The sequence below is a fragment of the Streptomyces beihaiensis genome (genome assembly GCF_026274175.1).
Taxonomy (GTDB): Bacteria; Actinomycetota; Actinomycetes; order Streptomycetales; family Streptomycetaceae; genus Streptomyces; species Streptomyces beihaiensis.
Genome location: NZ_JAPHNL010000342.1, coordinates 1 through 24653, shown reverse-complemented (window position 1 = coordinate 24653; position 24653 = coordinate 1). Strand labels below are relative to the sequence as shown.

The following is a 24653-nucleotide window of genomic DNA, read 5'->3' as shown; positions in this document are numbered from 1 at the left end:
CCCCGGCGGTCAGGCCGACCGCCACGACCGCCGCCGTCCAGCGCCACGACGCGGTCGACGTGACCGCCGCCGTCGCCCACGCCGCCAGCGCGGGCGGCACCAACCGCAGGTCCGCGGGCCCCTCGTCCTCCGGGCGCGGCCCTGCCTCGCTCGGCCTCGGGCCCGGGTCTTCCTCTCCTCTCCACGGAACCGGCAGCGCCCCGCCCGGCGGGTGACCGGGCCGCGCTCCGTCCTTCCGCCGCTCCGCCCCGGCCCCCGTACGGTTCATGGGCGTACCAGGTCGTGGAGGTCGTCGAAGCGGCTGGGGCCGATGCCGTCGACCTCGCGCAGTTCGTCGACGGAGCGGAAACCTCCGTGCTGTGTGCGGTAGTCGACGATGTGGCGGGCCAGCACCGGGCCCACGCCCGGCAAGGAGTCGAGCTGCTCCACCGTGGCCGTGTTGAGGGCGATCGGGCCCGTGCTTCCTCCGCCGGGCGCCGGTCCCGCCGGTGGGGCGACACCGGCCGGTTCACCGACCAGGACCTGTTCCCCGTCCATGAGGAGCCGCGCCTTGTTGAGCCCAGCCGTGTCCGTCCCCGGGCGGATGCCTCCGGCCGCCCGCAGCGCGTCCGCCACCCGCGCCCCGGCGGGCAGCCGACGGATCCCGGGCCGCCGCACCTTGCCGCTGACGTCCACGACGATCTCCGCGCCGCCCGACGCGACGGGGCCCGGAGCCGATGCCGGCGCCGACGGGACGCCGCCGCCCGCCGCGTCGGCCGCGGCCCCGACCGACCGCGGGGCCGCGCGCACCACCTCCGGGGCCCGCACCGGCTGCGTGCGCCCCGACCAGAAGTGCTGCACGGCGAAGAGGGCCACCGCGCCCAGCAGCACCGCGAGCGCCACGGCACCGCGCCGCTCGACACCGCACCGTGCCTGTAGCCACAGGGGCAGCCGATCGCGCACGGCGGCCACGGTCCGCGCCCGCCGCGACGCCACGGCCGCCTCCCCACCCGGCACGGCCGCCTCCGTTGCGGGCGAGGTCGCCTTCCGTTCCGGCGGGCCCGCGGGCTCGTCCCGCCGGGTGGGCTCCCGCGGCAGTGCCGCTGACGCCCCCGGCCCGTTCGTCTTCGACGGTGGCGCGAACAGCGCCTCCGCCCGCAGCCGCGTGCGCTCCTGCTCGACGCGGCGGCGCCTCGCCCGGCGTCGGAGGTGGCGGCTTCGCAGGTGGTGGCTGCCGCGGGGGCGGCGGTTCGGGGCTCGGCCGTCGCCTGCGCGGTCCCGGCCCGGGCCACTCGTCGCGTGTGCTGGGTGCGCGTGCGTATGCGAGCGCGTTCGAAGGTCCATGGCGCGACCGTAGACGGCACCTGCCGCATTAGTTGATCTTGGTCAAATCCTGGGGAAAACCTGCCAGTTGTGGATAACGCCGTCACCCGGTCCGGCGACTGTGCCGTCGGCCCGGCACAGCGGCCGCCCCTACGCCCGAGGCGACACCACGGCCCCGAGCAGCCCGGGGCCGGTGTGCGCGCCGATCACCGCGCCCACCTCGCTCACGTGCAGCTCGCCCAGGCCAGGTACGTGGTCGCCGAGCCACTCCGCCAGCGCCTGCGCCCGCTCCGGCGCGGCAAGGTGGTGGACGGCGATGTCCACCGGTTCGGCGCCCGCCCGCTCCGCGACGATCTCCTGCAGCCGCGCGATGGCCCGGGAGGCCGTGCGGACCTTCTCCAGGAGTTCGACGCGACCGCCGTCGAGCTGGAGCAGCGGCTTGACCGCGAGGGCCGAGCCGAGCAGTGCCTGCGCCGCGCCGATCCGTCCGCCGCGGCGCAGGTAGTCGAGCGTGTCGACGTAGAAGTACGCGGACGTGCCCGCGGCCCGCTTCTCCGCCGCGGTCACCGCCTCGTCGACGGTGCCGCCCGCGTCGGCCGTCTCGGCCGCGGCGAGCGTGCAGAAGCCGAGGGCCATCCCGACCATCCCGGTGTCCACCACGCGCACCGGGACCGGCGCCTCGCGTGCGGCGAGGACCGCGGCGTCGTACGTCCCGGAGATCTCCGCGGACAGGTGCAGCGAGACGATGCCGGTGGCGCCCGCCTCGGCGACCTCGCGGTAGATCTCGGCGAACCGCTCGGGGCCCGGTCTCGACGTCGTCACCGGCCTTCGCTTCCGCAGCGCTTCGGCCACCGAGCGGGCGGAGATCTCCGTGCCCTCCTCCAGCGCCCGGTCGCCCAGGACCACGGTCAGCGGCACCGCCGTGATGCCGTGGCGCTCCATCGTCCGCTGCGGCAGGTAGGCCGTGGAATCGGTGACGATCGCGACATGGCGGGACATGCACCGGACATTACCCTCAGGGCCCGGTCGGCGGCAGCCCGGCCCCGTCGCCCGCGTCGCCAGGCGCACCGGTCGTGTGTGCCGGGCAGCGGTCACAGCGTGCTCGGGCCGCGCTCAAGTCGTGCTCTCGGGGCGGGGTTTCCTCTGCCATGGATACACCGGCCGCACGCCCGACGGGGGGATCTCCTGGCGTGGGGCGGGGCCCTGACCGGTGGCCGGGGGCTCCTGCGTCGCCGCCGAGGGCGGCCGCGTCGTCCAGTGCCGCAGCGCGCCCGACTCCACGTCGATCTGTCGGCTCAGCGCCTCCAGGTCGTCCTGGGCGAAGTGTTCGGCACGGTCCCTCGCCGCGTGCCGCAGCGCGTCCGCGGACGCGGTGATCTTCTCCGTGCGCCGGGCGAGATCGGGCAGCAGGCCCCTCACGTACGCCTTGTCGGGCTCGCTCTCCAGACGCTTGAGCTCGGCGTCGAGATCGTGCCCGTGCGCGCTGAGGCGTTCGAAGAGGCCGAGGGACTCCTGGAGCGAGGCGTCCTCGGCCACGCGCGCGTGCAGCGCGTCCTGCGTGGCGCGCATGGACTGGCGCAGCTTCAGACGCAACTGCGCCAGCTCGCTCGCCGCGCCCGCGGTGCCCAGACTCCTGGCGCGCAGGGTGGTGTCCTCCACGGCCCGCCGCGCCTGCTCGACCCTGCGGTCCACTCCGCGCTTGGCGGCGCCGACCGCCTTCACCGTGATGTAGGCGCCGAGAACCAGGAACGCCACGAAGATCAGCGCGATGATCGCGATCACAGATCCCATGGCCCCTTGCCTCCGCCTCGTCCGCCCCGTCCGCACTGCTCTCTCCACCGTAAACGGACCGGGCAGGCCGGTGGTTCCGAACGAACCCCCAACCTGCCCGTAGGGAAGAACCCCGACCCCGTGGGCCTCGGCCCTCGGGTGCGCTACGCCGGCACGATGTTCACCAGCTTCGGCGCCCGCACGATCACCTTGCGGATACCCGCGCCGTCCAGGGCGGCGACGACCTTCTCGTCGGCCAGGGCCACCTTCTCCAGCTCCTCCTGGGAGATCGACGGGGAGACCTCCAGGCGGGCCTTGACCTTGCCCTTGATCTGTACGACGCAGGTCACGGCCTCGTCGACCACGTACTCGGGGTCGGCGACCGGGAAGTCCTGGTGGACGACCGAGTCGGTGTGGCCCAGCTTGCGCCACAGCTCCTCGGCGACGTGCGGGGCCAGCGGCGCGACCATCAGCACCAGGCGCTCGGCGACCGAGCGCGGCACGCCGCCGCCCGCGTACGTCTTGACCAGGTGGTTGTTCAGCTCGGTGACCTTGGCGATGGCGGTGTTGAACCGCATGCCCTCCAGGTCGCCGCGGACACCGTCGATCGCCTTGTGCAGGGCGCGCAGCGTGGCCACGTCGATGTCCGCGTCGGCGACGTCGGCGACCGTGGGCTCGCCGGTCGTCTCGTCGACGATGTTGCGCCACAGCCGCTGCAGCAGGCGGAACTGGCCGACCACCGCGCGTGTGTCCCACGGCCGGGAGACGTCCAGGGGGCCCATCGCCATCTCGTACAGGCGCAGCGTGTCCGCGCCGTACTCGGCGAAGATCTCGTCGGGCGTCACCGCGTTCTTCAGGGACTTGCCCATCTTGCCCAGCAGGCGCGTGACCTTCTCGCCCTGGTAGTAGTACGCGCCGTCCTGCTCCTCCACCTCGGCGGCCGGTACGGCGATCCCGCGCGCGTCCCGGTAGACGTACGCCTGGATCATGCCCTGGTTGAACAGCTTGTGGAACGGCTCGGCCGACGAGATGTGGCCCAGGTCGAACAGCACCTTCGACCAGAAGCGGGCGTACAGCAGGTGCAGCACGGCGTGCTCGGCGCCGCCCACGTACAGGTCCACGCCGCCGGTGGGCATGCCCTCGCGCGGACCCATCCAGTACTGCTCGACGGCCGGGTCGACCAGCTTGTCGCTGTTGTGCGGGTCCAGGTAGCGCAGTTCGTACCAGCACGAGCCGGCCCAGTTGGGCATGGTGTTGGTCTCGCGGCGGAAGCGGCGCGGCCCGCGGCCGTCGCCCAGGTCCAGGGTGACGTCGACCCAGTCCTCGTTGCGCGACAGGGGTGTCTCGGGCTGCGTGTCGGCGTCGTCGGGGTCGAAGGTGCGCGGGCTGTAGTCCTCGACCTCGGGCAGTTCCAGCGGCAGCATCGACTCGGGCAGCGCGTGGGCGATGCCGTCCTCGTCGTAGACGATCGGGAAGGGCTCGCCCCAGTAGCGCTGGCGGCTGAACAGCCAGTCGCGCAGCCGGAAGTTCACGGTGCCGCGGCCGATGCCCTTGCGTTCCAGCCACTCCGTCATGCGCGCCTTGGCGTCGGCGACTCCCAGGCCGTTCAGGTCGATGTCGGCGCCCGCGGAGTTGACCAGCTTCGCCTCGTACGAGGAGAACGCGTCGTCCCACGTCGACGGGTCCGTGCCGCGGTCGTCGGACGGCTGGACCACGCAGCGCATCGGCAGTTCGAAGGCGCGGGCGAAGGCGAAGTCGCGGGTGTCGTGGGCGGGGACGGCCATGATCGCGCCGGTGCCGTAGCCCATCAGGACGTAGTCGGCGATGAAGACCGGGACCTGCTCGCCGCTGACCGGGTTGATCGCGTACGCGCCCGTGAAGACGCCGGTCTTGTCCTTGGCCTCGGCCTGGCGCTCGACGTCGGACTTGGCGGCGGCCTGCTTGCGGTAGGCCGCGACGGCCTCGCCGGGGGTGGCGTGGCCGCCCGTCCACACCTGGTGGGTGCCCTCGGGCCAGGCGGCCGGGGTGATCTTCTCGACCAGGTCGTGCTCGGGCGCCAGAACCACGTAGGTGGCGCCGAACAGGGTGTCCTGGCGGGTCGAGAAGACCGTGATGACGTCTTCGCGACCGTCGAAGCCGAAGTCGATGTGGGCGCCCTCGGAGCGGCCGATCCAGTTGCGCTGCTGCAGCTTGATCGCCTCGGGCCAGTCCAGGCCGTCCAGGTCCTCGAGCAGGCGGTCCGCGTAGGCGGTGATACGCATGTTCCACTGGCGCAGCTTGGCCTTGAAGACGGGGAAGTTGCCGCGCTCGGAGCGGCCGTCGGCGGTGACCTCCTCGTTGGCCAGGACGGTGCCCAGGCCCGGCGCCCAGTTCACGGGCGCGTCGGAGGCGTACGCCAGGCGGTACTCGCCCAGGACGTCGGCGCGCTCGGCCTCGGTCAGCTCGGCCCAGGCGCGGCCACCGGGGACGGCGCGCTCACCGGTCTCGAACTGCTGGACCAGGTCGGCGATGGGCCGCGCCTTCTTCAGGTCGTCGTCGTACCAGGAGTTGAAGATCTGCAGGAAGATCCACTGGGTCCACTTGTAGTACTCCGGGTCGATGGTGGCGAACGACCGGCGCTTGTCGTGGCCCAGGCCCAGGGCGCGCAGCTGGGCCTTCATGTTCTCCATGTTGGCCTCGGTGGACACGCGCGGGTGGGTGCCCGTCTGGACGGCGAACTGCTCGGCGGGCAGGCCGAACGCGTCGAAGCCCAGGGTGTGCAGCACGTTGTGGCCGGTCATGCGCTGGTAGCGCGCGAAGACGTCCGTGGCGATGTAGCCCAGCGGGTGGCCGACGTGCAGGCCCGAACCGGACGGGTAGGGGAACATGTCCATGATGAACTTCTTGGGGCGCTCGGTGACCCGCGGGTCACCTGCCAGGTCGCCGCTCGGGTTCGGCGCCTCGTAGGTGCCGTTCTCGTCCCAGAAGTCCTGCCAGCGTGCCTCGATGTCGGCGGCCATGGCCGCCGTGTAGCGGTGCGGCGCGACCGCCGCCTCTGACGCGGTGGCGGTGTTCGTCTCGCTCATGATCCTCAAAGCTCCATCGATCGTCTCTGCACAGCGGCCAGCGGCTCGGTAAATGAAAAAGCCCCTCGCACAGGAGGGGACGCCGCGCCGATTCCGACCGCTCGCTGACTGCGGTCGGGACTGATCAGCGCGGCTCGCTAAGCAGAAGGCGTACGGCACGCATGGCGTCAGGGTACCGCAGCCGCCGCCGGGGCCGCACCCGTGTCCAGGAACGCCAGAAGCGGGCCATCCGTCCGGATGACCCGCTTCCAACATCTGTGGAGCTAAGGAGAATTGAACTCCTGACCTCTTGCATGCCATGCAAGCGCTCTACCAACTGAGCTATAGCCCCTCGCGGTCGCCGCCCGATCTTCTCGCCCGGTCTCCCTGGCGGTTTCCCCGGCGGCGACGCCAACATTACACGGTCCCCCCGGCCCCTCACCAAATCGTTTCCAGTCTGACCCGTTCTGTACGGAAAAAAGCCTGGCCCGGTCGCTACCGTCACGCCCCGTGTCCGTCCTCGCCGTCCCCCGCGCCCACCGCCGCGTCCCCGCGGCCGCGGGCTGCTGCCTGCTTTCCTTCGCCGTCTTCTGGGCCGCCCAGCGGGCCGCGCACGTCTCCCTGCTCGACGTGATGGTCTACCGGGCGGAGGGCGCGACCGTACGGGCCGGAGGCGACCTGTACGCGATGCGGGCGACCTACGCCCACCTGCCGGCCACCTACCCGCCCTTCGCGGCGCTGATGTTCACTCCGCTGACCCTCCTGGGCGACGCGGGGCTGCACACCGCGGCGACCGCCCTGAACCTCGGGCTGCTCGTCGCGTTCGCGTATCTGTCGCTGCGCCTTGTGCTGGCGCACGCGCGCGTGGAGCAGGCCCTGTGGGTCGCGGCGGGGGCCGTGTGGTGCGAGCCGGTGTGGGCGACGCTGCGCTACGGGCAGGTGAACCTGCTGCTCGCCGTGGCCGTCCTGGCGGACCTGACGCGGCGGCCGGGCCACCGGTGGGCGGGCGTCGGGATCGGCCTGGCAGCGGCGGTGAAGCTGACCCCGGCGCTGTTCGCCGTGTTCGTCCTGGGCACCGGGCTCGTCCTGGCGGCGCGCGGCGGGCAGTGGCGGCCGTGGCTGCGGCACGCGTGTGTGGCGGCACTCTCGTTCCTCGCGGCGACCGCGCTCGCCGCCGTCGTGCTGCCGTACGACTCGCGCCGCTTCTGGACGTGGGCCGTCTTCGACACGCGCCGGGTCGGGCGCACCGAGAACACCGCCGATCAGTCGCTGCGCGGGGTCCTGGCCCGCCTGCTGCACACCGCGGAGCCGGGCGCGTGGTGGGTGTCGGCGGCCGTCGTGGTCGCCGCGCTCGGTCTCGCCGTGGCCGTCACGGCGGCGGCGCGGGGGCAGCGGGCGAGGGCCGTGGTGGCGTGCGCGGTGACGGCCCTGCTGGTCAGTCCGGTCTCCTGGTCGCACCACTGGGTGTGGTGCCTTCCGCTGGTCATCGCCCTGTGGGCCGAGGGACACCGCCGCGCGGCCGCCGCGGCCGCGCTGCTGTTCTGCTCGTACGCGCTGTGGTGGGTGCCGCACGGACCCGGCCGGCCGGAACTGCACCAGAACGTGGTGGAGTTCGCCCTGTCGAGCCTGTACCCGGCGGCGGGCCTCGCTTATGCGGGGTCCGTGGGCCTCACGCTGTGGCGAACGAGTAGAAGCGCTTGAGCGTGCAGTGCTCGTCGAGCAGACGCCCGTAGATCGGCTCGCCCTCGAGCTCGCGGTACGTCTCGATCGGGTCGCCTTTTATGATCAGCGCCCGCGCGCAGTCCTCGCACCAGTACTGGTAGTCGGGATTGAGCGGTTCCATGTCGCGCACGATGGGCGTACCGCTGCCGCACCAGTCGCACGTCCTCCTGTGAGACCCCATGTCGCTCCGCTCAGCTCCAGATGTGGCCGCAGGCCGTGCACACGTACGAGACCCCGCCGTTGTCGCCGAGCATCTGGGCGACGTGCGGGGATCCGCAGGACGGGCAGGCCAGAAGGAACGGGGCGTGTGCCGGGGGAAGGTCGTCGTGGCAGGTGGGGAGTCCGGCGGATATCTCCGCCGCGCCGGGGAGGCGGTCGGCCTCCTCGATGATGCTCGCGGGCATCGCACTCCTTCCCGTCGGGCCGTCTTCGACGTACGGACGCGGTTCCCTTCCGGCGGTCCGATTCTGCCATGGCCGCGGCGGGACGGTCAGGACACGAAGGAAACGAAAAATCCCGCCCCTGATGGGACGGGATTCTCACTTCCTGTGGAGCTAAGGAGAATTGAACTCCTGACCTCTTGCATGCCATGCAAGCGCTCTACCAACTGAGCTATAGCCCCTTGCGTTCCTCTCCCTCGGGGTTTCCCCCGCGGGCCGAACAAGAAGAACTCTAGCCTGCGACCTGCCAGAAAGTGAAATCCGGTCCCCGGAGCCGTCCGGCCACCGGCCGTCGGCCACCAGTCGTCCGCCGCCGGCCGTCGGTCGCCGGCCGTCAGTCGTCGTCGCCCAGGACCGGCTCCGGCAGGGTGCCCGCGTTGTGCTCGAGCAGCCGCCAGCCGCGGTCGCTCTCGCCCAGGACGGACCAGCAGCAGTTCGACAGACCGCCCAGGCCCTCCCAGTGGTGGGCGTCCAGGCCCAGGAGGCGGCCGATGGTGGTGCGGATGGTGCCGCCGTGGCTGACCACGACCAGCAGGCCGTCGTCCGGCAGCTTGTCCACGTGGCGCAGCACCACGGGCGCGGCCCGGTCGGCCACCTCGGTCTCCAGCTCACCACCGCCGCGGCGCACCGGCTCGCCGCGCTTCCACGCCGCGTACTGGTCGCCGAAACGGGCGATGATCTCCTCGTGCGTGAGGCCCTGCCACTGGCCGGCGTACGTCTCCCGCAGCGCCTCGTCGTGGGCGACGTCCAGGCCGGTCAGCGTGGCCAGCTCGGCGGCCGTGGCGGCGGCGCGGCTGAGGTCGGAGGCGACGATCGCGTCCGGCTTCAGGGAGGCGAGCAGCCGGGCCGCCCGCTTGGCCTGGGCCACGCCGGTCGCGGTCAGCTCGATGTCGGTGGAGCCCTGGAAGCGGCGCTCCAGGTTCCACGACGTCTGGCCGTGCCGCCACAGGACGACGCGGCGGCCCCGCCGCGGAGCGCTGCTCAAAGCAGCTCTCCGGCCTGCTCGGCGACGGCCTCCTCGCGCTTGGCGTGCTCCTCGGCCTTGCCACGGGTGGCCTTCGCGTCGTCGGGCAGGTCGAGCTCGGGGCAGTCCTTCCACAGCCGCTCCAGGGCGTAGAAGACGCGCTCCTCGCTGTGCTGGACGTGGACGACGATGTCGACGTAGTCGAGCAGGATCCAGCGGGCGTCGCGGTCGCCCTCGCGGCGCACCGGCTTGGCACCGAGCTCCTTGTTCAGCCGCTCCTCGATCTCGTCGACGATCGACTTGACCTGGCGGTCGTTGGGCGCCGAGGCGATCAGGAAGGCGTCGGTGATCGACAGCACGTCGCTGACGTCGTAGGCGATGATGTCGTGCGCGAGCTTGTCCGCGGCCGCCTGGGCCGCGACGTTGATGAGCTCGAGGGAACGGTCGGTTGCGGTCACTACTCGGCTTTCCGTTGGACTTCAGTACGTCAAGTACTTCAAGGGTCTCACGGACCACCGACAGCCCCGACGGCATTTCCCGCGGGGCCGTCGGCCGCCCGCCGCTCAGCCGCTGCCGGTGTAGTCCTGGCCGAGCACCACCGACACGTCCGCGTTGGCCGCCGTAGTGCCCTTGTGCACCGCCGACGCCGGCAGGCCGAGCGTGCGGGCGACCTCGGTGGCGTCCTGTTTGTGGGACGCGTCACCGTAGGTGACGCGCGAGGTGGCCTGAGTGGTGCCGGTGCCCGCCGGGACGTACGAGTAGCCGCCGTTGAGCAGGGCGACCCTCGCCTTCTGGGCGCGGGCCTTGTCACCCGTGGCGTCGCGCACACCGACGCGCGGTGCGTCGCCCTGGTCACCGGAGTGCAGGGTGCCGCCGAGGATGTTCTTGACCACGGAGTCCGCGGTCGCCTGCGACAAGGAGCCGTCCTTCTGGACGGGCAGCAGCGCCGTCTTGTAGGCGCCCTCCTTGGCCCGGTCGGCCAGCTTGGCGAGGAAGGCGCCGAGGCCCTTCTCGGTCAGCGGCGGCTCGATGATCTGGGCGAGAGTCTGCACAGTGATCGTCGCCGCCTGCGGATCGGACGACATCTTGCGCAGCACGCCTTGCATGACCTGGCCGAACCGCATGAGCTGCGCCGTCTGGGCCTCCCCCTTGCCCCGGTAGGTGGCGTACGCGACGGCCATCGCGCCGCCGAGCGACTGGTCGGTGCCCTTGTGGACGAGGACGCTGCCCTTCTTGTCCGGGTCCGGGATGTCCGTGTTCGTGTCGACCTCGATGTTGCCGACGAGGTCCACGAGGTTGCTGAGGTAGGGGGTGTCGAGCCTCCAGGTGCCCTGTACGTGGGTGCCGAGCAGGTTGTCGACCGCGTCGGCGGTGCCGGAGGAGCCGTCGGCCGCGACGGACTTGGCGAGCGTGGTGGAGGAGCCGTCGTCGCCGGACAGGAGCAGCGAGTTGGGCAGCAGGACCGTGGTGCCCTGGTGGGTGGTGGTGTTGTCGACCAGGAGCGCCGTGGAGGTGCCGCCCGCCTTGGTGTTGTGCAGATGGACGGCGATGACGTCACGGTTCTGGGGGCCCGCGGCGGTCGCGGCGCTCCTGGTGGCCGAGCCCTTGGAGACGAACGGCAGCTTGCCCTGGTACCAGAGGTAGCCCGCGCCGCCGACGAGGCACAGCGCCAGGACGACGACCAGCGCCACGAGCCGGTTCTTGCCGCGCCGCTTGGCCTCCTCGCGCCGCTCGCTGCGCGACTCGGTGAACTTCAGCCAGTCGATGACGTCCTCGGAGTTCTCGTCCGGCTCCTCGACGAAAGAGAACTGCTCGGTGCCGTAGTCGCCGCCGCGTCCGCGCCCACCGTCCTGGCCGGGCCGCTCGTCGCGGCCGGGCTCCTCCGGGGGCGCGGACTGCTGCGGGATGTACGCGGTGGCCTGCGCCTGCGGCGGCGCAGGCGCTTGCGGCGCCCGCTGGACCACCCGGGGCTGCTCGCCCGTGCCCGCGGCCTGCCCGTACGGGTCGTAGCCGCCGTAGGGGTCGTACGGCGGCTGGGACTGCGGGCCCGGCTGCTGGGGCTGAGTCTGAGGCTGGGGCGGCACCGGCGGCTGCTGCCCGGTCGCGTACGGGTCGTAGCCGTATCCGTACGACGATCCGTACGACGGGTCCGGCGCGGGCTGCTCGTACGGCGGCGTCTGCTGCGCCTGCCGGTACACGGGCCGGCCGAACTCGTCGTAGCCGACCAGCTCGTACTGCTGCTGGTCGTAGCCGTCGTATCGGTCGTATCGGTCGTTCACCGATGCCCCTCTCGGCGGTGCAGGGTCAGGCGGTGCAGGATCATTCGCCGCGGTACAGGCGGCGCTTGGCGATGTAACGCACGACACCGTCCGGCACCATGTACCAGATGGGGTCGCCCTTGGCGACCCTGTCCCGGCAGTCCGTGGACGAGATGGCGAGGGCCGGCACCTCGACGAGCGAGACGCCGCCCTCCGGCAGACCGGGGTCGGCGAGGGGGTGTCCCGGCCGGGTGACGCCGATGAAGTGCGCCAGGGAGAACAGCTCTTCCGTGTACCGCCAGGTGAGGATCTGGCCCAGCGCGTCGGCGCCGGTGATGAAGAACAGGTCCGTGTCCGGGTTGAGCGCGTGCAGTTCGCGCAGGGTGTCCGTGGTGTAGGTGGGGCCGCCGCGGTCGATGTCGATGCGGCTCACGGAGAACTGGGGGTTCTCCGCGGTCGCGATGACCGTCATCAGATAGCGGTCCTCGGCCGGGGAGACGCTCTTGTGGCTCTTCTGCCACGGCTGCCCGGTGGGGACGAACACCACCTCGTCCAGGTGGAACTGTGCGGCGACCTCGCTGGCCGCCACCAGGTGTCCGTGGTGGATCGGGTCGAACGTTCCGCCCATGACGCCGAGGCGGCGTTTGGCGGGCGCGGCCCCTTCACGGCCCGGGCCCCGGCCCGGGGTGACGGCCGGGCCGGTAGGCATGTCCTGCGGTTCCATGCGTGCAGAGCCTACTGGCCCGGTCTGTGCGACCCCTGCCGGGTCAGCGGTCCCGGTTGAAGCGGGTGACGACCCACAGCAGCAGGAGCAGGACGACGAGGGCGCCGCCGCCCGTCATGAACGGGCTGAGGCTCGGGTGGTTGCCGCCCTCGGCGAGAGGGGCCAGCTGGGCTGCGGTGCTGTGGAGGCTCATCGTCAGCAGGACCTATCCGGTGTGGGATCGGGATAAAGACTTTCGCCCCATCGTAAGCGGGGCGCTTCGCGGCGCTCACGCCGAGTCTTCCGTACGCGTCTCGCGTACGTGTCTTCCGTAGCGTCTCGCGTACCCGCGCGTGTCGGCGTCCGGCGCCCCGAACCGCCGCCCGCGCGCGTGGTCGGCGGTCGGCGGTCGGCGGTCAGTCGTCGCTCTTGTAGCCGCGCAGCAGGAACCAGCCGAGCAGGGCCGCGCCGACGATGCCCACGATCAGCACGACGCGCAGCAGGTTGCCCGGCCCCTGGCCGGCCGAGGAGGCCGCGCTGACGACGTGGTCAGGCCAGGCGGCCCCGATGAGGTGATCCATAACGGTCCGCTCCTTCTGTGCGCTGCCCCGCCACGGTATCCCCGCACTAGGGTGGGGGACGTCTCGGGGGGCACGACGCGACACACGGCGCGGCGCAGGACGCGACAACCGAACACGACCGACGCATGGGGGACGGACGCATGCCCGACGAACCGAACGACCGGCACGAGCACGGTCAGGAGCACGCGCGCGTGCCGAGCAGGCGGCGCAGGATCTTCCCGGGGATCTCGTCGCGCGCGTACGAGCACCCGGCGGACCGCTCGGCGCTGGTGGCGCTGCGCAAGCTCAGCGGTTTCGACACGGTCTTCAAGGCGCTGAGCGGGCTGCTGCCCGAGCGGAGCCTGCGGCTGCTGTTCCTGTCGAACTCGGTGCGGGTCTGCGAGGAGCAGTTCACCCACCTCGACGTGATGCTGCGCGACGCCTGCCACATCCTGGACCTGGAGAAGGTCCCGGTGATGTACGTGAACCAGGACCCGCAACCGAACGCGATGTGCATCGGCATGGACGAGCCGATCATCGTCGTCAGCACCGGCCTGGTGGAGCTGCTCGACGAGGAGGAGATGCGGGCGGTCGTCGGCCACGAGGTCGGGCACGCGCTGTCGGGGCACGCGGTGTACCGCACGATACTGCTGTTCCTCACCAACCTGGCGATGCGCGTGGCGTGGATCCCGCTCGGCAACCTCGCGATCATGGCGCTCGTGACGGCGCTGCGCGAGTGGTTCCGCAAGTCGGAGCTTTCCGCCGACCGGGCGGGCCTCCTGGTGGGGCAGGACGTGCAGGCGTCGATGCGCGGCCTGATGAAGATCGCGGGCGGTAACCATCTGCACGAGATGAACGTGGACGCGTTCCTCAAGCAGGCCGAGGAGTACGAGTCCGCGGGCGATCTGCGCGACTCCGTGCTGAAGATCATGAATGTGCTGCCGCGCTCGCACCCCTTCGCGGCCGTGCGCGCGGCCGAGCTGAAGCGGTGGTCCGAGAGCCGTGACTTCCAGCGGTTGATGGACGGCCACTACCCGCGGCGCGGCGAGGACAAGGACACGTCGGTGAGCGACTCGTTCAAGGAGTCGGCCGCGCACTACACGGACCAGGTCAAGAGTTCGAAGGACCCGCTGATGAAGCTGGTCACGGACCTCGCGGACGGCGCGGGCGACCTGGGCGGCAAGGTGTGGCGCGGCTTCGGCAACTTCGGGCGGGCCGGCACGGACGACCGGGGCGACCGGGGCGACCGGGGCGAGGACACGGACCGGCCGCGGGACTGACGCGGTGACCCGGCAGGGCTGGCCCGTTCACGCCGACGGCTGGGCTGCCGCCGACGGCTGGGCTCCCGGGGCCAGGGCACCGCACAAGGCGGCCGACGCGTCGCCCGTCGCGTACGGGTCGGTCCCCGCCGGGCCGCCCTTCTTGGCGGACTCGTCCGCGAACAGCGGCCGCAGATGGTCGGCGGTGCTGTCGGCGCAGGAAGCCGGTCCGGCCTGCACGGTGGAGACCAGCACCTCGGCCTGGTGGTTGCGCAGGTCTTCGCGGTCGAAGCGGAAGCGCAGCTCGCGGCGGACGGTGAAGAGCGACACCTCGGCCGACCCGTGCGCGGGCCGCACCGCGTAGACGAAGGTGTGGTCCGTGGTGACCTCAAGGGTGTTCGGGTCGGTCTCGGCCACGTGCAGCGTGCCCCGTACACGGACCTCGGTGTCGGCGAGGGCCGTCTGCTCGGGGTCGAAGCGGACCAGCCACCCGGTGGCGGCGTGCTGCCCGTCGGCGGTGGGCGTGCGGAAGCTCTTGTCGAACTGGTCGAGCTGCTGCGGGTCGACCAGGGAGCGGACGTCGCGCACGGCGCCGCCGGTGAGCGTGTCCGGGTGGAGCGAGGAGTCGACGAGGTAGTCCTTGGCGATGCCGAGCGCGCCGCTGACCTGGCTGTCGGAGAAGTGCGCGGTCGCCGCGGGGTGCGCGGCGACCGGAATGCCCCTGGCCCCCTTCTGGAAGTGGACGGCGGGGCTGCGCGCGTACAGCTCGTCGGCGGTTCTGGCCCCGGGCACCTTCCCGGCGGGCGCGAGCGGGAGCACGGTCATCCGCAGCGGGTCGACGTGCCGGGCGAGGGGCGTGCCCGGGTACGGGCTGCGTACGCCCATGTAGATCGCGGTACCGAAGGCGACGAGGATGAGGACGACCAGGAGCACGGCCTGCCGGGTCAGGGTGTGGCGCAGGACGGGGGCGCGGCGGACGGCCGGGGTGTGGTCGGTGATCCGCTCCTGGGCGGAGAACTCCTGGAGCCGGGCAGCCCTGACGAACGATTCGTCGAAGACGACGGACCGGTATTCGTCATCGCTCTTTCCGCCACCGCCAGGGGTGCCTTCCGGTGTCCCCTCCGGTGGGTCTCCTGGGCGGCCCATACTTTCAGGGTAGGTCTGCGCGCCGCCCGGTAAACGCCCTGGTACGCGACAACTTCGCACAGTGTCCCGCGCCCATGGCCGTACCGCTGCTCAGGGCGTTCGCGGAGCCGCCGACGCCGGGGGCGCGGAGTAGTCCGCGGAGGCGGACGCGGCGGCCGACGGGAGCGCCGGGGAGTTCTGCTCCAGCTCGGTCGTCGCGGGTGACGGCACCGGGTCCTGGCGGCCGCCGGAGGCGCCGCGGTAGACGGCGGTGAAGGCGAGGGCGACCATGCCGATACCCATGAGCAGGGCGAGCGCCCAGGCGATGGGGCGCCGCCAGCGGAGCATCGCCGCGGAGGCGAGGCGGCCGGGTCCGCCGCGCGCGAGCTCTTCCTCGTACAGCTCGTCGGGGGCGTAGGGGTCGCCCTCGAAGTCGCCGCAGTCGTCGAGGCCGTGCTCGTCCGCGTAGTAGTCCTCGTCGGGGGCGCGGCGCAGGCGGGCTCTGCGGGCCTCTCGCTCCTGGGCCTCCGCGCGGGCCTGCGCGGCCGCGAGCAGCCGCTCCACGGCGGTGGGCTCGTGGACCTCGGCGGCCTTCACGAAGTCCTCGTCGAAGACCACGGAGGCGAACTCTTCGTCCCAGCCCCCGCGGTCGCGGTCGTCGTCGGGCTCTTCGCCGTCGGTAAACGGCGTGCCCCCCACGTCCTCCGGCACGCGTCCAGAGTAGACCTGGGGGGACGTTTTGGGCAGACGCAGACGCAATCCGCCGGAATTCCCCTCAGCGGGTCACCGCCAGCGGGTCACCGTCAGCGGGTGTGGCCGTCGCCCGTGACGATGTACTTGGTGCTCGTCAGCTCGGGCAGGCCCATCGGGCCGCGGGCGTGCAGCTTCTGCGTGGAGATGCCGATCTCGGCGCCGAAACCGAACTGGCCGCCGTCGGTGAACCGGGTCGAGGCGTTGACGGCGACGGTGGTGGAGTCGACGAGCTGGGTGAAGCGGCGGGCCGCGGGCTGCGAGCCGGTCACGATGGCCTCGGTGTGGCCGGAGGAGTAGCGACGGATGTGGGCGACGGCGGCGTCGAGGTCGTCGACGACGGCGGCCGCGATGTCGTACGAGAGGTACTCGGTCTCCCAGTCCTCCTCGGTCGCCGCGACGACGGTCGCCTTGGAGCCCTCGGCGTGGGCCGCGATCCGCGTGTCGGCGTGGACGGTGACGCCGGCGTCGGCGAGCGCGTCGAGGGCACGCGGCACGAACACGTCGGCGATGCCGGCGTGGACGAGGAGCGTCTCGGCCGCGTTGCACACCGAGGGGCGCTGTGCCTTGGAGTTGACGAGGATGTCGACGGCCATGTCGAGGTCGGCGGCGGCGTCCACGTAGACGTGGCAGTTGCCGGTGCCGGTCTCGATGACGGGGACGGTGGAGTTCTCCACGACGTTCTTGATGAGCGAGGCACCGCCGCGCGGGATGAGCACGTCGACGAGGCCGCGGGCACGCATCAGCTCGGTGACGGAGTCGCGGGACTCGCCGGGCACCAACTGGACGGCGTCGGCGGGCAGACCGGCGGCGGCGACGGCGTCGCGCAGCACGGCGACGAGCGCGGTGTTGGACTCGTACGCGGACGAACTGCCGCGCAGCAGCACGGCGTTGCCGGACTTGAGGCAGAGGGCGGCGGCGTCGACCGTCACGTTGGGGCGGGCCTCGTAGATGATGCCGACGACGCCGAGCGGGACACGGACCTGGCGCAGATCGATGCCGTTGGGCAGGGTCGAGCCGCGGACGACCTCGCCGACGGGGTCGGGCAGGGCGACGATGTCGCGCACGTCGGAGGCGATGGCCCTCACCCGTTCGGGGGTGAGGGTGAGCCGGTCGACGATGGCGTCGGGGGTGCCGGCCGCACGGGCCTTGGCGATGTCCTTGGCGTTGGCCTCGACGATTTCCGCGGTACGGGCGTCGAGCGCGTCGGCGACGGCCGCGAGCGCGGCGTCCTTCGCCGCGCGCGGGAGCGGCGCGATGGCGGCCGCCGCGGTCCTGGCGCGGTGGGCTGCCTGGGTGACCGGGGTCGTCGAGTCGTTCGTCATGCTCCGCAGCGTAATCGGCCGTGGTGGTCCGTCCACCCCGTGTTCCGTTGGGTGAGACTGAGCGAGACTGCGTGAGGCTGAGCGAGGCCGAGTGAGACATGGCCGAAAACGGTTCACCGGTCAGAAGGGGTGCACGCCCACCGGTGTGGCGGGGCGCGGACCCTGTCCCTCCGCGATGCGGTGATGGTAGGTCTGGCGGTCGATGACCTCCAGGCCGACGATCTCCCACGGCGGCAGCCGCGAGGTGCGGCGGTGCTCGCCCCACAGGCGCAGCGCCACGGCCGCCGCGTCGTGCAGGTCGCGGGCCTCCTCCCAGTAGCGGATCTCGGCGTGGTCCTCGGCGTACCGGCTGGTCAGCAGGAAGGGATGGTCGTGGGCGAGCTGCTCCAGGCCGCGGCGGACCTCGGCGAGCGGGGTGGCGGTGCCGGAGACGCTGAGCGTGATGTGCCACAGCCGGGGGCCCTCGTCGCGCTCCTTGCCGGAGCCGGCCGCGTCATCGGCGCGGGCGGCGGCCGCGGTCTTCTCGCCCGCCGCCGCCTCTTCGTAGGTGTCTCCCGCGGCCACGCTGGTCAGCGTCCGCCCCGCAGACCCTCGGGGCGTCGCCCCCGGGCGCGCTCGTCTCACGACGGCCTCCTTTGCGCAGTGGTCGTGCGGTCTTGATGGTCGTGGGGTCTTGATGGTCGTGTCGGTCTTCCGGGCCTTCCCTGCATGAACTTCCCCGCATCAAGAGTTGAGCAGTCCACGAGGCTTCATGGGGCCGTTTTGGGGAAGCTCCCCCTCGGGTGGCAGGCTTTCGGCCTTTCGCACAGGTGGTTTCGAAGGTTCTACCTGGGGCTCTGCGGCGGTTCATGCCCCGAGGAGAACGAGGTCGTCCCTGTGTACGACTTCCCGTTCGTAGGCGGGGCCGAGTTCGCGGGCGAGCTCGCGGGTGGAGCGGCCGATCAGTTGCGGGATCTCCTTGGCGTCGAAGTTGACCAGGCCGCGGGCGACGGCGCGGCCGTTCTCGTCGCGCAGCTCGACCGGGTCGCCGGCGGCGAACTCGCCCTCCACCGCGGCGATCCCGGCGGGCAGCAGCGACTTGCGGCCCTGGACGACGGCCCGTACGGCACCGGCGTCGAGTGTGAGGGCGCCCTGCGGCGTGGAGGCGTGCTGCAGCCACAGCAGGCGGTCGGCGCTGCGCCGGCCCGTGCGGTGGAAGTAGGTGCCGGTGTCACGGGCGGCGAGGGCGTCGGCGGCGTGGACGGCGGAGGTGAGGACGACCGGGATGCCGGCCGCGGCGGCGATGGAGGCGGCCTCGACCTTGGTGACCATGCCGCCGGTGCCGACGCCCGCCCGGCCCGCGCTGCCGATCTCGACGTGCGCCATGTCGGCGGGGCCCGTGACCTCGGCGATGCGTGAGGTGCCCGGCCTGCTCGGGTCGCCGTCGTAGAGGCCGTCGATGTCGGAGAGGAGGACGAGCAGGTCGGCGCGGACGAGGTGGGCGACGAGGGCGGCGAGCCGGTCGTTGTCGCCGAAGCGGATCTCGTCGGTGGCGACGGTGTCGTTCTCGTTGACGACGGGCAGGGTGCCCATCGCCAGGAGCTGGTCGAGGGTGCGCGACGCGTTGCGGTGGTGGGCACGGCGCGCCATGTCGTCGCTGGTGAGCAGGACCTGGCCGACGCGGAGGCCGTAGCGGGCGAAGGACGCCGTGTAGCGGGCGACGAGGAGGCCCTGGCCGACGCTGGCGGCGGCCTGCTGGCGGGCGAGGTCCTTGGGGCGGCGGGTGAGGCCGAGTGGCGCGAGCCCGGCGGCGATGGCGCCCGAGGAGACCAGGACGATCTCCTTCTCCCCGCCGCCGCGGTGCCGCGCCAGGACGTCCACGAGGGCGTCGACGCGGTCCGCGTCCAGGCCCCCGGCCGCCGTGGTGAGCGATGACGATCCGACCTTGACCACGATCCGGCGGGCCTCCGCCACACCGTGCCGTACCCCGCGTGCTGCCCCAGTTGTTGCCCCTGACATGGTCCGCAATCTACGTGAAGGGCACCGGCCGACGCTCTCGCGTTTCGAGGGACGGACCGGTCCCGGCCAGAGGCCGGACGGGAGATTCGGCCCACAGGTTGCCCACAGGATGTCCAAGTTCCCTGGGAACGACGACATGAACGATTGCCCAAGGCACTGCAAAAGTCATACGGTCAGGTCGGTCTTCCGTTTCCCCACGAGACGGATCAGCCCCCCACGCTGTCCCCCCCCCACCTACCTCCACCCCTGCCAGGAGCCCAGCCCGTGCCCTCCGCCGGACTTTCCTCGCGCCTCGCTTCACCTCGCGCTCTGCAGCTCTCCGCACTCCTCGCGATGTTCGCCCTCTACATGGCCCAGCTCGTCAGCGCGCTGATCCCGTACGTTCCCGTGTTCGTCACCGCGAGTGTGACGGGCATCGCTTTCGACACGTATCTGCAGTACCGCCGCCCGGCGGTGGTCGCGCTCCTGGGCAAGATACGTTTCGACGTCACCGTCCGGCAGCTGCTGCGCGACATGCTGATCGTGGTCGGCCTGCTGCGCATCGACGGCATCGACCCACTGGGCGAGCAGGCCCCCCTGCTGATCGCGCTGCTCGTCATGTACGTGTGCCACTTCGCCTGCCAGGCCGCCGCGATCGTGGTGCGCCGTGACCGTACGCTGCCGGTCGTCACGCGCAACATCGACACCTCGGCGCTGCGCCTGTCCGCCGCGCCGCCGCGTATTCTGGCCCGCCGCGCCAGCCACCGCCTGCTGACGTTCTCGGTCCCGGCCACCGTCGGCCTGGCGCTCACCGCCGCCACCACCGACGCCCACTGGGGCGGCATCGGCATCGGCGTCTCCATCGCCCTGTTCGGCGGCGGCGCCCTGTGTCTGGCCACCTGGCTGCGGCCCGGCAGGCGCGCGGCCGGCGAGCGGGAGGTCATGGCGTGGCTGGACGCGTGGCTCGCCGACTACCAGCCGACCGTGGCCATGTACTTCTCCGGCGGCACCGCCTCCGCGTACCAGGCGAACATGTGGCTGTCCACTCTCGCCGACGTCGAAGGCAAGCCGCTGATCGTGCTGCGCGAGCGGTTCATGGTGAACAAGATCGACGCGACCGACGTGCCGGTGATCTGCTTCCCGAAGGTCGCCTCGATGTTCGCCCTGGAGAACTCGACGCTGAAGATGATGCTGCACCCGGCCAACGCCGCGAAGACCTCCCAGGTGCTGCGCATCCCGACCATCAAGCACGCGTTCATCAACCACGGCGAGTCCGACAAGCTGAGCTCCTGCAACCCGTACGCGAAGGCCTACGACGAGGTGTGGGTGGCGGGGCCCGCGGCCCGCGACCGCTACCGGTTGGCCGATGTCGGCGTCGAGGACAAGGACGTCGTCGAGGTGGGCCGCCCCCAGCTCTCCCCCATCCAGGTCGGCACCGGCGCGAAGGGTCCGGCGGCTGACAAGGCGTACACGACCGTCCTGTACGCCCCCACCTGGGAGGGCTGGGACGGCAACCCCGGCAACACCTCGGTGGTCCTCGCGGGCGAGAACATCGTCCGCCACCTGCTCGCCGACGACCGGGTGCGGCTCGTCTACAAGCCGCACCCGATGACCGGCTCCCAGGTCCCCGCCGCGGGCGCCGCCAACGAGCGCATCATGGCGATGATCCGCGAGGCCAACGCCCGCCGCTCGGGCGCCCGTCCTGGCCCCGAGGCCGCCGCCGAGCTGACCCGCCGCGCCGCGGAGCTCGACCGGCTGACCTCCACCACGTTCCGCACGAGCGCGGACGAGATGGAGCGGATGATGCTCCAGGGCCGCCCCGACGGTGACCGGCAGGCAGCCGTGGCCGAGGCGACGGCGGCGTGGGAGGCGGCGTACTGGGCGTCGTTCCCCGAGTGGGAGCACCTGATCGTCACCGACGCGCGCCCGGCGATCTTCACCTGCTTCAACCAGGCCGACGTGCTGATCTCCGACGTCTCCTCGGTCGTCTCCGACTGGCTGAGCAGCGAGAAGCCGTACGCGGTCGCCAACACCTCGGGTATGTCCGAGGTGACGTTCCGGGCGGCTTTCCCGACGGTGAGCGCCGCGACGGTCCTGACGCCCGACGCGAAGGGTGTGCCGGACCTTCTCGCGTCCGTTCGCGGCGAGCGCGAGGACCCGCACGCCGAGGCCCGCGCCTCACTCAAGGAGCACCTCCTGGGCCCCTCGAACCCACCCTCCGTCGACCGCTTCAACGCCGCCGTGCGCGCGCTGTGCGCCAAGGCGGACGAGCGGCGGGTGCGGATGGCCGCGCGCGGCGGGACGGCGGGCATTCCGGCACAGCGCTCCACCGGTGACGCGGAGAGCACGTCGTCCGAGTCCGAGGACTCCGTCACGGCGTAGGCGCGGCCGGCCGTACGCGGCACGGGGCCCGGGAGTGACCTCCCGGGCCCCGTGCCGTAGGGTCCGCGATCAAGGACCGGCCTCGTCGTGGCCGGCGTCCTTTCCAGAGGATGCCCACTGCCCTCGTCCCCCGTACCCCGTATCTCCCCCGCCTCCCCCGTCTCCCCTGTCCCTCTCGTCTCCCCTCGCCCGCCGCGGTCTCCTCAAGGCCGGCACCTCGGGCGTGTCGGGCGACCGCCGCACGAACCTGTTCCACAAGAACGACCTGGTCTGACCGGACTGCCCGGTGGGCGGGCTCACAGCCCTAGAACGGGTCGAACCCGTCGAACTCCTCCTGGGCCTCGTCCCGTTCGGCCTGCTTGTCGCGGCGGCGCTGCGCGGCGGGGCGCGGCGCCTCGAAGCGGTGGTCCTCGCCGCGGCGGCCGAGCATCTCGGCGCCCGCCATCATCGTGGGCTCCCAGTCGAAGACGACCGCGTTCTCCTCGGGGCCGATGGCGACGCCGTCACCGGCGCGGGCGCCCGCCTTCATCAGCCGGTCCTCGACGCCGAGGCGGCTGAGCCGGTCGGCGAGGTAACCGACGGCCTCGTCGTTGTTGAAGTCGGTCTGGCGCACCCAGCGCTCCGGCTTCTCACCGCGCACACGGAACAGCGGCTCGCCCTCGACCTCCTCGCGCACGACGGTGAAGCCCGCCTCGTCCACGGCCGCCGGGCGGATGACGACGCGCGTCGCCTCCTCCTTGGGCTTCGCGGCGCGCGCGGTGGCGACCAGGTCGGCGAGCGCGTACGACAGTTCCTTGAGGCCGGTGTGGGCGACGGCGGACACCTCGAAGACCCGGTAGCCGCGCTCCTCCAGGTCGGGCCTGACCATCTCGGCGAGGTCCTTGCCGTCGGGCACGTCGATCTTGTTGAGGACGACGATCCGGGGCCGGTTCTCCAGGCCCGCGCCGTACTCCTTCAGCTCCGCCTCGATGACGTCGAGGTCGGAGACCGGGTCACGGTCCGACTCCAGCGTCGCCGTGTCCAGTACGTGCACGAGCACGCTGCACCGCTCGACGTGACGCAGGAACTCCAGGCCGAGGCCCTTGCCCTGGCTGGCGCCGGGGATGAGGCCCGGCACGTCGGCGATCGTGTAGACCGTCGAGCCCGCCGTGACCACGCCCAGGTTCGGCACGAGCGTGGTGAACGGGTAGTCGGCGATCTTCGGCTTGGCGGCCGATAGGACCGAGATGAGCGAGGACTTGCCCGCGCTCGGGTAGCCGACGAGCGCCACGTCGGCGACGGTCTTGAGCTCCAGGACGACATCACGTACGTCACCGGGCACGCCGAGCAGCGCGAAACCGGGGGCCTTGCGGCGAGCCGAGGCAAGGGCCGCGTTGCCGAGGCCGCCGCGACCGCCCTGGGCGGCGACGAACGACGTGCCCTGGCCGACCAGGTCCGCGAGGACGTTGCCCTGCTTGTCGAGGACGACCGTGCCGTCCGGGACCGGAAGAATCAGGTCCTGGCCGTCCTTGCCGGAGCGGTTGTCGCCCTCGCCCGGCTTGCCGTTGGTGGCCTTGCGGTGCGGCGAGTGGTGGTAGTCGAGGAGCGTGGTGACGTCCTGGTCGACGACCAGGATCACATCGCCGCCACGGCCGCCGTTGCCGCCGTCGGGGCCGCCGAGCGGCTTGAACTTCTCCCGGTGCACGGAGGCACAGCCGTGGCCTCCGCTACCCGCGGCGACGTGCAGCTCGACGCGGTCCACGAAGGTGGTCATGGTTCAGTGCCTCCAGAAACGTACGGAATGTCTTAGCTCTAACACGCGAAAGGCGGACCCGCTTCCCCGGCAGGGAAGTGAGGTCCGCCTCGCGAAAAGTCCGGTCAGCGTGCCGTTCAGGCGACCGGGACGATGTTCACGACCTTGCGGCCGCGGTGGGTACCGAACTCCACCGCACCGGCGTCGAGCGCGAACAGCGTGTCGTCCTTGCCGCGGCCGACGCCGTTGCCCGGGTGGAAGTGGGTGCCGCGCTGGCGGACCAGGATCTCACCGGCGTTGACGACCTGACCGCCGAAGCGCTTCACGCCGAGCCGCTGAGCGTTGGAATCGCGACCGTTCCGAGTGGACGATGCGCCCTTCTTGTGTGCCATGTCTCCTCAGTCCCTTACTTCGCAGCCGTGGGGATCTCAGTGACCTTGATCGCCGTGTACTGCTGGCGGTGGCCCTGACGACGGCGGTAGCCGGTCTTGTTCTTGTAGCGAAGGATGTCGATCTTCGCGCCCTTGTGGTGGTCCACGACCTCGGCCTGGACCTTGATGCCGGCCAGCACCCACGGGTCGCTGGTCACGGAGTCACCGTCGACGAGCAGCAGGGTCGAGAGCTCGACCGTGTCGCCAGCCTTGGCAGTGGAAATCTTGTCAACCTCAACGATGTCGCCGACAGCAACCTTGTGCTGGCGACCACCGCTGCGCACGATGGCGTACACGCGGATCTCTCTCTCGCTCGTAACGGAACCCCCGCAGTCCAGCCGCACGCGGCCTCTCCGGCCCGAGCCCGACGGGCTCACCCGGAGGAAGAGGTTTACGGGAGTGAGGCGGGCCCGATGGACACGCCGACGGTCAAGGTTACGGGGCGCCCCTCGGACGGGTCAAACCGAGCCCCGCCCGCCCCGCCCTGTCCGGTCCGGTCCGGTTGCGGCCGGATCGGACGGACGGGGCGGGCGGGACGGCTCAGGCCTGGGCCTCGGCGGCCGCGGTCTTCTTCGCGGTCGTCTTCTTGGCCGTCGCCTTCTTCGTGGCGGCCTTCTTGGCCGTCGTCTTCTTGGCGGCCGTCTTCTTCGTGGCCGTCGTCTTCTTCGCCGCGGTCTTCTTGGCGGTGGTCTTCTTGGCCGCCGTCTTCTTCGCGGTCGTCTTCTTGGCCGTCGCCTTCTTCGCCGCCGTCTTCTTGGCGGGCGCCTCGGGCTCGGCCTGCGTGGGCTCCGCCTCCGTGGCGGTGGCCGTGGCCGACGGGACGACCACGACGGCCGTTTCCTCGGCCGCCGTCGGCGCGGCCGCCTTGCGCACGGCACGGCGGCGCGGGCGGGCCGGGGAGATCGGAAG

At 71.8% G+C, this 24653-nt stretch carries 25 protein-coding genes and 2 tRNA genes; 4 read left to right on the top strand and 23 right to left on the bottom strand.

The features are described 5' to 3' along the window. Window positions 1-215, top strand: a 215-nt coding sequence (locus tag OFY01_RS32335; RefSeq protein WP_266606049.1) for a hypothetical protein, incomplete at its 5' end; no start/stop codon positions are given. Window positions 216-264: 49 nt separating this feature from the next. Here OFY01_RS32335 and OFY01_RS32330 read toward each other — a convergent pair. From OFY01_RS32330 to OFY01_RS32310, 5 genes are all read right to left on the bottom strand, one after another. Further along, on the bottom strand, window positions 265-996 hold the full coding sequence (locus OFY01_RS32330) for a ComEA family DNA-binding protein (RefSeq protein ID WP_323135591.1): 732 nt from the start codon (window positions 994-996) through the stop codon (window positions 265-267). 456 nt (window positions 997-1452) lie between these two features. Beyond that, the gene (locus OFY01_RS32325; protein WP_266606045.1) at window positions 1453-2301 is read right to left on the bottom strand and encodes a DegV family protein; all 849 of its coding nucleotides are present in this window, start codon (window positions 2299-2301) and stop codon (window positions 1453-1455) included. A 114-nt stretch (window positions 2302-2415) separates the two neighbouring features. After that, window positions 2416-3093 carry an AAA family ATPase gene (locus tag OFY01_RS32320; RefSeq protein WP_266606043.1) on the bottom strand — a complete coding sequence of 226 codons (678 nt, stop codon included), beginning with the start codon at window positions 3091-3093 and terminating at the stop codon, window positions 2416-2418. Window positions 3094-3236: 143 nt separating this feature from the next. After that, a complete protein-coding gene (gene leuS, locus OFY01_RS32315; RefSeq protein ID WP_266606041.1) occupies window positions 3237-6137 on the bottom strand; it encodes a leucine--tRNA ligase in 2901 nt (966 codons plus the stop codon). A 258-nt stretch (window positions 6138-6395) separates the two neighbouring features. Then, window positions 6396-6468: transfer RNA gene (locus tag OFY01_RS32310), tRNA-Ala, on the bottom strand. A gap of 158 nt (window positions 6469-6626) precedes the next feature. On the opposite strand from OFY01_RS32310, the gene OFY01_RS32305 reads away from it, so the two are divergent. Beyond that, on the top strand, window positions 6627-7817 hold the full coding sequence (locus tag OFY01_RS32305; RefSeq protein WP_266606039.1) for a glycosyltransferase 87 family protein: 1191 nt from the start codon (window positions 6627-6629) through the stop codon (window positions 7815-7817). On the opposite strand, the gene OFY01_RS32300 is transcribed toward OFY01_RS32305, so the two are convergent. The 9 genes from OFY01_RS32300 to OFY01_RS32260 all read right to left on the bottom strand — a co-directional run bounded on the left by OFY01_RS32300 (window position 7786) and on the right by OFY01_RS32260 (window position 12784). Next, window positions 7786-8019, bottom strand: a complete 234-nt coding sequence (locus OFY01_RS32300) for a hypothetical protein (RefSeq protein ID WP_266606037.1) — start codon at window positions 8017-8019, stop codon at window positions 7786-7788. The two genes, OFY01_RS32305 and OFY01_RS32300, sit on opposite strands and share 32 nt — an antisense overlap. Window positions 8020-8029: 10 nt before the next feature. Continuing rightward, window positions 8030-8242 carry a hypothetical protein gene (locus OFY01_RS32295; protein ID WP_266606035.1) on the bottom strand — a complete coding sequence of 71 codons (213 nt, stop codon included), beginning with the start codon at window positions 8240-8242 and terminating at the stop codon, window positions 8030-8032. Window positions 8243-8387: 145 nt separating this feature from the next. Beyond that, window positions 8388-8460: transfer RNA gene (locus OFY01_RS32290), tRNA-Ala, on the bottom strand. Window positions 8461-8612: 152 nt separating this feature from the next. Next, window positions 8613-9263 carry a histidine phosphatase family protein gene (locus tag OFY01_RS32285; protein WP_266606033.1) on the bottom strand — a complete coding sequence of 217 codons (651 nt, stop codon included), beginning with the start codon at window positions 9261-9263 and terminating at the stop codon, window positions 8613-8615. After that, a complete protein-coding gene (gene rsfS, locus OFY01_RS32280) occupies window positions 9260-9700 on the bottom strand; it encodes a ribosome silencing factor (RefSeq protein ID WP_266606031.1) in 441 nt (146 codons plus the stop codon). Before rsfS ends, OFY01_RS32285 begins: the two co-directional genes overlap by 4 nt. A 105-nt stretch (window positions 9701-9805) precedes the next feature. Continuing rightward, window positions 9806-11521: an LCP family protein gene (locus OFY01_RS32275; protein WP_266606029.1), complete on the bottom strand. Its 1716-nt coding sequence runs from the start codon at window positions 11519-11521 to the stop codon at window positions 9806-9808. A gap of 40 nt (window positions 11522-11561) precedes the next feature. Next, the gene (nadD, locus tag OFY01_RS32270) at window positions 11562-12224 is read right to left on the bottom strand and encodes a nicotinate-nucleotide adenylyltransferase (RefSeq protein WP_266606027.1); all 663 of its coding nucleotides are present in this window, start codon (window positions 12222-12224) and stop codon (window positions 11562-11564) included. Window positions 12225-12267: 43 nt separating this feature from the next. Beyond that, the gene (locus tag OFY01_RS32265; RefSeq protein ID WP_266606025.1) at window positions 12268-12417 is read right to left on the bottom strand and encodes a hypothetical protein; all 150 of its coding nucleotides are present in this window, start codon (window positions 12415-12417) and stop codon (window positions 12268-12270) included. Window positions 12418-12619: 202 nt separating this feature from the next. Continuing rightward, a complete protein-coding gene (locus tag OFY01_RS32260; protein WP_266606023.1) occupies window positions 12620-12784 on the bottom strand; it encodes a hypothetical protein in 165 nt (54 codons plus the stop codon). A 140-nt stretch (window positions 12785-12924) separates the two neighbouring features. Between OFY01_RS32260 and OFY01_RS32255 the strand changes: the two genes are divergently transcribed. After that, window positions 12925-14043 carry a M48 family metallopeptidase gene (locus OFY01_RS32255; protein ID WP_266606021.1) on the top strand — a complete coding sequence of 373 codons (1119 nt, stop codon included), beginning with the start codon at window positions 12925-12927 and terminating at the stop codon, window positions 14041-14043. Window positions 14044-14070: 27 nt separating this feature from the next. Here OFY01_RS32255 and OFY01_RS32250 read toward each other — a convergent pair whose 3' ends face one another. The 5 genes from OFY01_RS32250 to proB all read right to left on the bottom strand — a co-directional run bounded on the left by OFY01_RS32250 (window position 14071) and on the right by proB (window position 19220). Beyond that, a complete protein-coding gene (locus OFY01_RS32250) occupies window positions 14071-15168 on the bottom strand; it encodes an SCO2583 family membrane protein (protein WP_266606019.1) in 1098 nt (365 codons plus the stop codon). Between the two features lie 90 nt (window positions 15169-15258). Next, window positions 15259-15858 carry an SCO2584 family spore wall biosynthesis protein gene (locus OFY01_RS32245; protein WP_266606017.1) on the bottom strand — a complete coding sequence of 200 codons (600 nt, stop codon included), beginning with the start codon at window positions 15856-15858 and terminating at the stop codon, window positions 15259-15261. 92 nt (window positions 15859-15950) lie between these two features. Further along, window positions 15951-17222 carry a glutamate-5-semialdehyde dehydrogenase gene (locus tag OFY01_RS32240; RefSeq protein ID WP_266606015.1) on the bottom strand — a complete coding sequence of 424 codons (1272 nt, stop codon included), beginning with the start codon at window positions 17220-17222 and terminating at the stop codon, window positions 15951-15953. 120 nt (window positions 17223-17342) lie between these two features. Further along, entirely contained in the window at window positions 17343-17846 is a 504-nt protein-coding gene (locus tag OFY01_RS32235; protein ID WP_266606014.1) for a hypothetical protein, read from the bottom strand. A 222-nt stretch (window positions 17847-18068) separates the two neighbouring features. Next, window positions 18069-19220, bottom strand: coding sequence for a glutamate 5-kinase (proB, locus tag OFY01_RS32230; protein WP_266606012.1), 1152 nt, complete (start codon window positions 19218-19220; stop codon window positions 18069-18071). A gap of 264 nt (window positions 19221-19484) precedes the next feature. Here proB and OFY01_RS32225 point away from each other — a divergent pair, with 264 nt between their 5' ends. Next, window positions 19485-21581 (top strand): hypothetical protein, encoded by a 2097-nt coding sequence (locus OFY01_RS32225; protein WP_266606010.1) that lies wholly within the window; start codon window positions 19485-19487, stop codon window positions 21579-21581. Window positions 21582-21885: 304 nt separating this feature from the next. Here OFY01_RS32225 and obgE read toward each other — a convergent pair whose 3' ends face one another. The 4 genes from obgE to OFY01_RS32205 all read right to left on the bottom strand — a co-directional run. Then, window positions 21886-23334: a GTPase ObgE gene (obgE, locus tag OFY01_RS32220; RefSeq protein ID WP_266606008.1), complete on the bottom strand. Its 1449-nt coding sequence runs from the start codon at window positions 23332-23334 to the stop codon at window positions 21886-21888. A 116-nt stretch (window positions 23335-23450) separates the two neighbouring features. Beyond that, window positions 23451-23705 (bottom strand): 50S ribosomal protein L27, encoded by a 255-nt coding sequence (gene rpmA / locus OFY01_RS32215; RefSeq protein WP_028802588.1) that lies wholly within the window; start codon window positions 23703-23705, stop codon window positions 23451-23453. Window positions 23706-23719: 14 nt separating this feature from the next. Beyond that, window positions 23720-24040, bottom strand: coding sequence for a 50S ribosomal protein L21 (rplU, locus tag OFY01_RS32210; protein ID WP_266606006.1), 321 nt, complete (start codon window positions 24038-24040; stop codon window positions 23720-23722). A 244-nt stretch (window positions 24041-24284) separates the two neighbouring features. Further along, a partial coding sequence (locus tag OFY01_RS32205; RefSeq protein WP_266606004.1) for a histone H1-like repetitive region-containing protein occupies window positions 24285-24653 on the bottom strand: 369 nt, incomplete at its 5' end.

Bases quoted from the DNA above. Each gene is read 5' to 3' on its own strand.
- OFY01_RS32325 (WP_266606045.1), bottom strand. From the start codon at position 2,301: ATGTCCCGCCATGTCGCGATCGTCACCGATTCCACGGCCTACCTGCCG.
- OFY01_RS32320 (WP_266606043.1), bottom strand. From the start codon at position 3,093: ATGGGATCTGTGATCGCGATCATCGCGCTGATCTTCGTGGCGTTCCTG.
- leuS (WP_266606041.1), bottom strand. From the start codon at position 6,137: ATGAGCGAGACGAACACCGCCACCGCGTCAGAGGCGGCGGTCGCGCCG.
- OFY01_RS32300 (WP_266606037.1), bottom strand. From the start codon at position 8,019: ATGGGGTCTCACAGGAGGACGTGCGACTGGTGCGGCAGCGGTACGCCC.
- OFY01_RS32295 (WP_266606035.1), bottom strand. From the start codon at position 8,242: ATGCCCGCGAGCATCATCGAGGAGGCCGACCGCCTCCCCGGCGCGGCG.
- nadD (WP_266606027.1), bottom strand. From the start codon at position 12,224: ATGGAACCGCAGGACATGCCTACCGGCCCGGCCGTCACCCCGGGCCGG.
- OFY01_RS32265 (WP_266606025.1), bottom strand. From the start codon at position 12,417: ATGAGCCTCCACAGCACCGCAGCCCAGCTGGCCCCTCTCGCCGAGGGC.
- OFY01_RS32260 (WP_266606023.1), bottom strand. From the start codon at position 12,784: ATGGATCACCTCATCGGGGCCGCCTGGCCTGACCACGTCGTCAGCGCG.
- OFY01_RS32255 (WP_266606021.1), top strand. From the start codon at position 12,925: ATGCCCGACGAACCGAACGACCGGCACGAGCACGGTCAGGAGCACGCG.
- OFY01_RS32250 (WP_266606019.1), bottom strand. From the start codon at position 15,168: ATGGGCCGCCCAGGAGACCCACCGGAGGGGACACCGGAAGGCACCCCT.
- OFY01_RS32240 (WP_266606015.1), bottom strand. From the start codon at position 17,222: ATGACGAACGACTCGACGACCCCGGTCACCCAGGCAGCCCACCGCGCC.
- proB (WP_266606012.1), bottom strand. From the start codon at position 19,220: ATGTCAGGGGCAACAACTGGGGCAGCACGCGGGGTACGGCACGGTGTG.
- obgE (WP_266606008.1), bottom strand. From the start codon at position 23,334: ATGACCACCTTCGTGGACCGCGTCGAGCTGCACGTCGCCGCGGGTAGC.
- rpmA (WP_028802588.1), bottom strand. From the start codon at position 23,705: ATGGCACACAAGAAGGGCGCATCGTCCACTCGGAACGGTCGCGATTCC.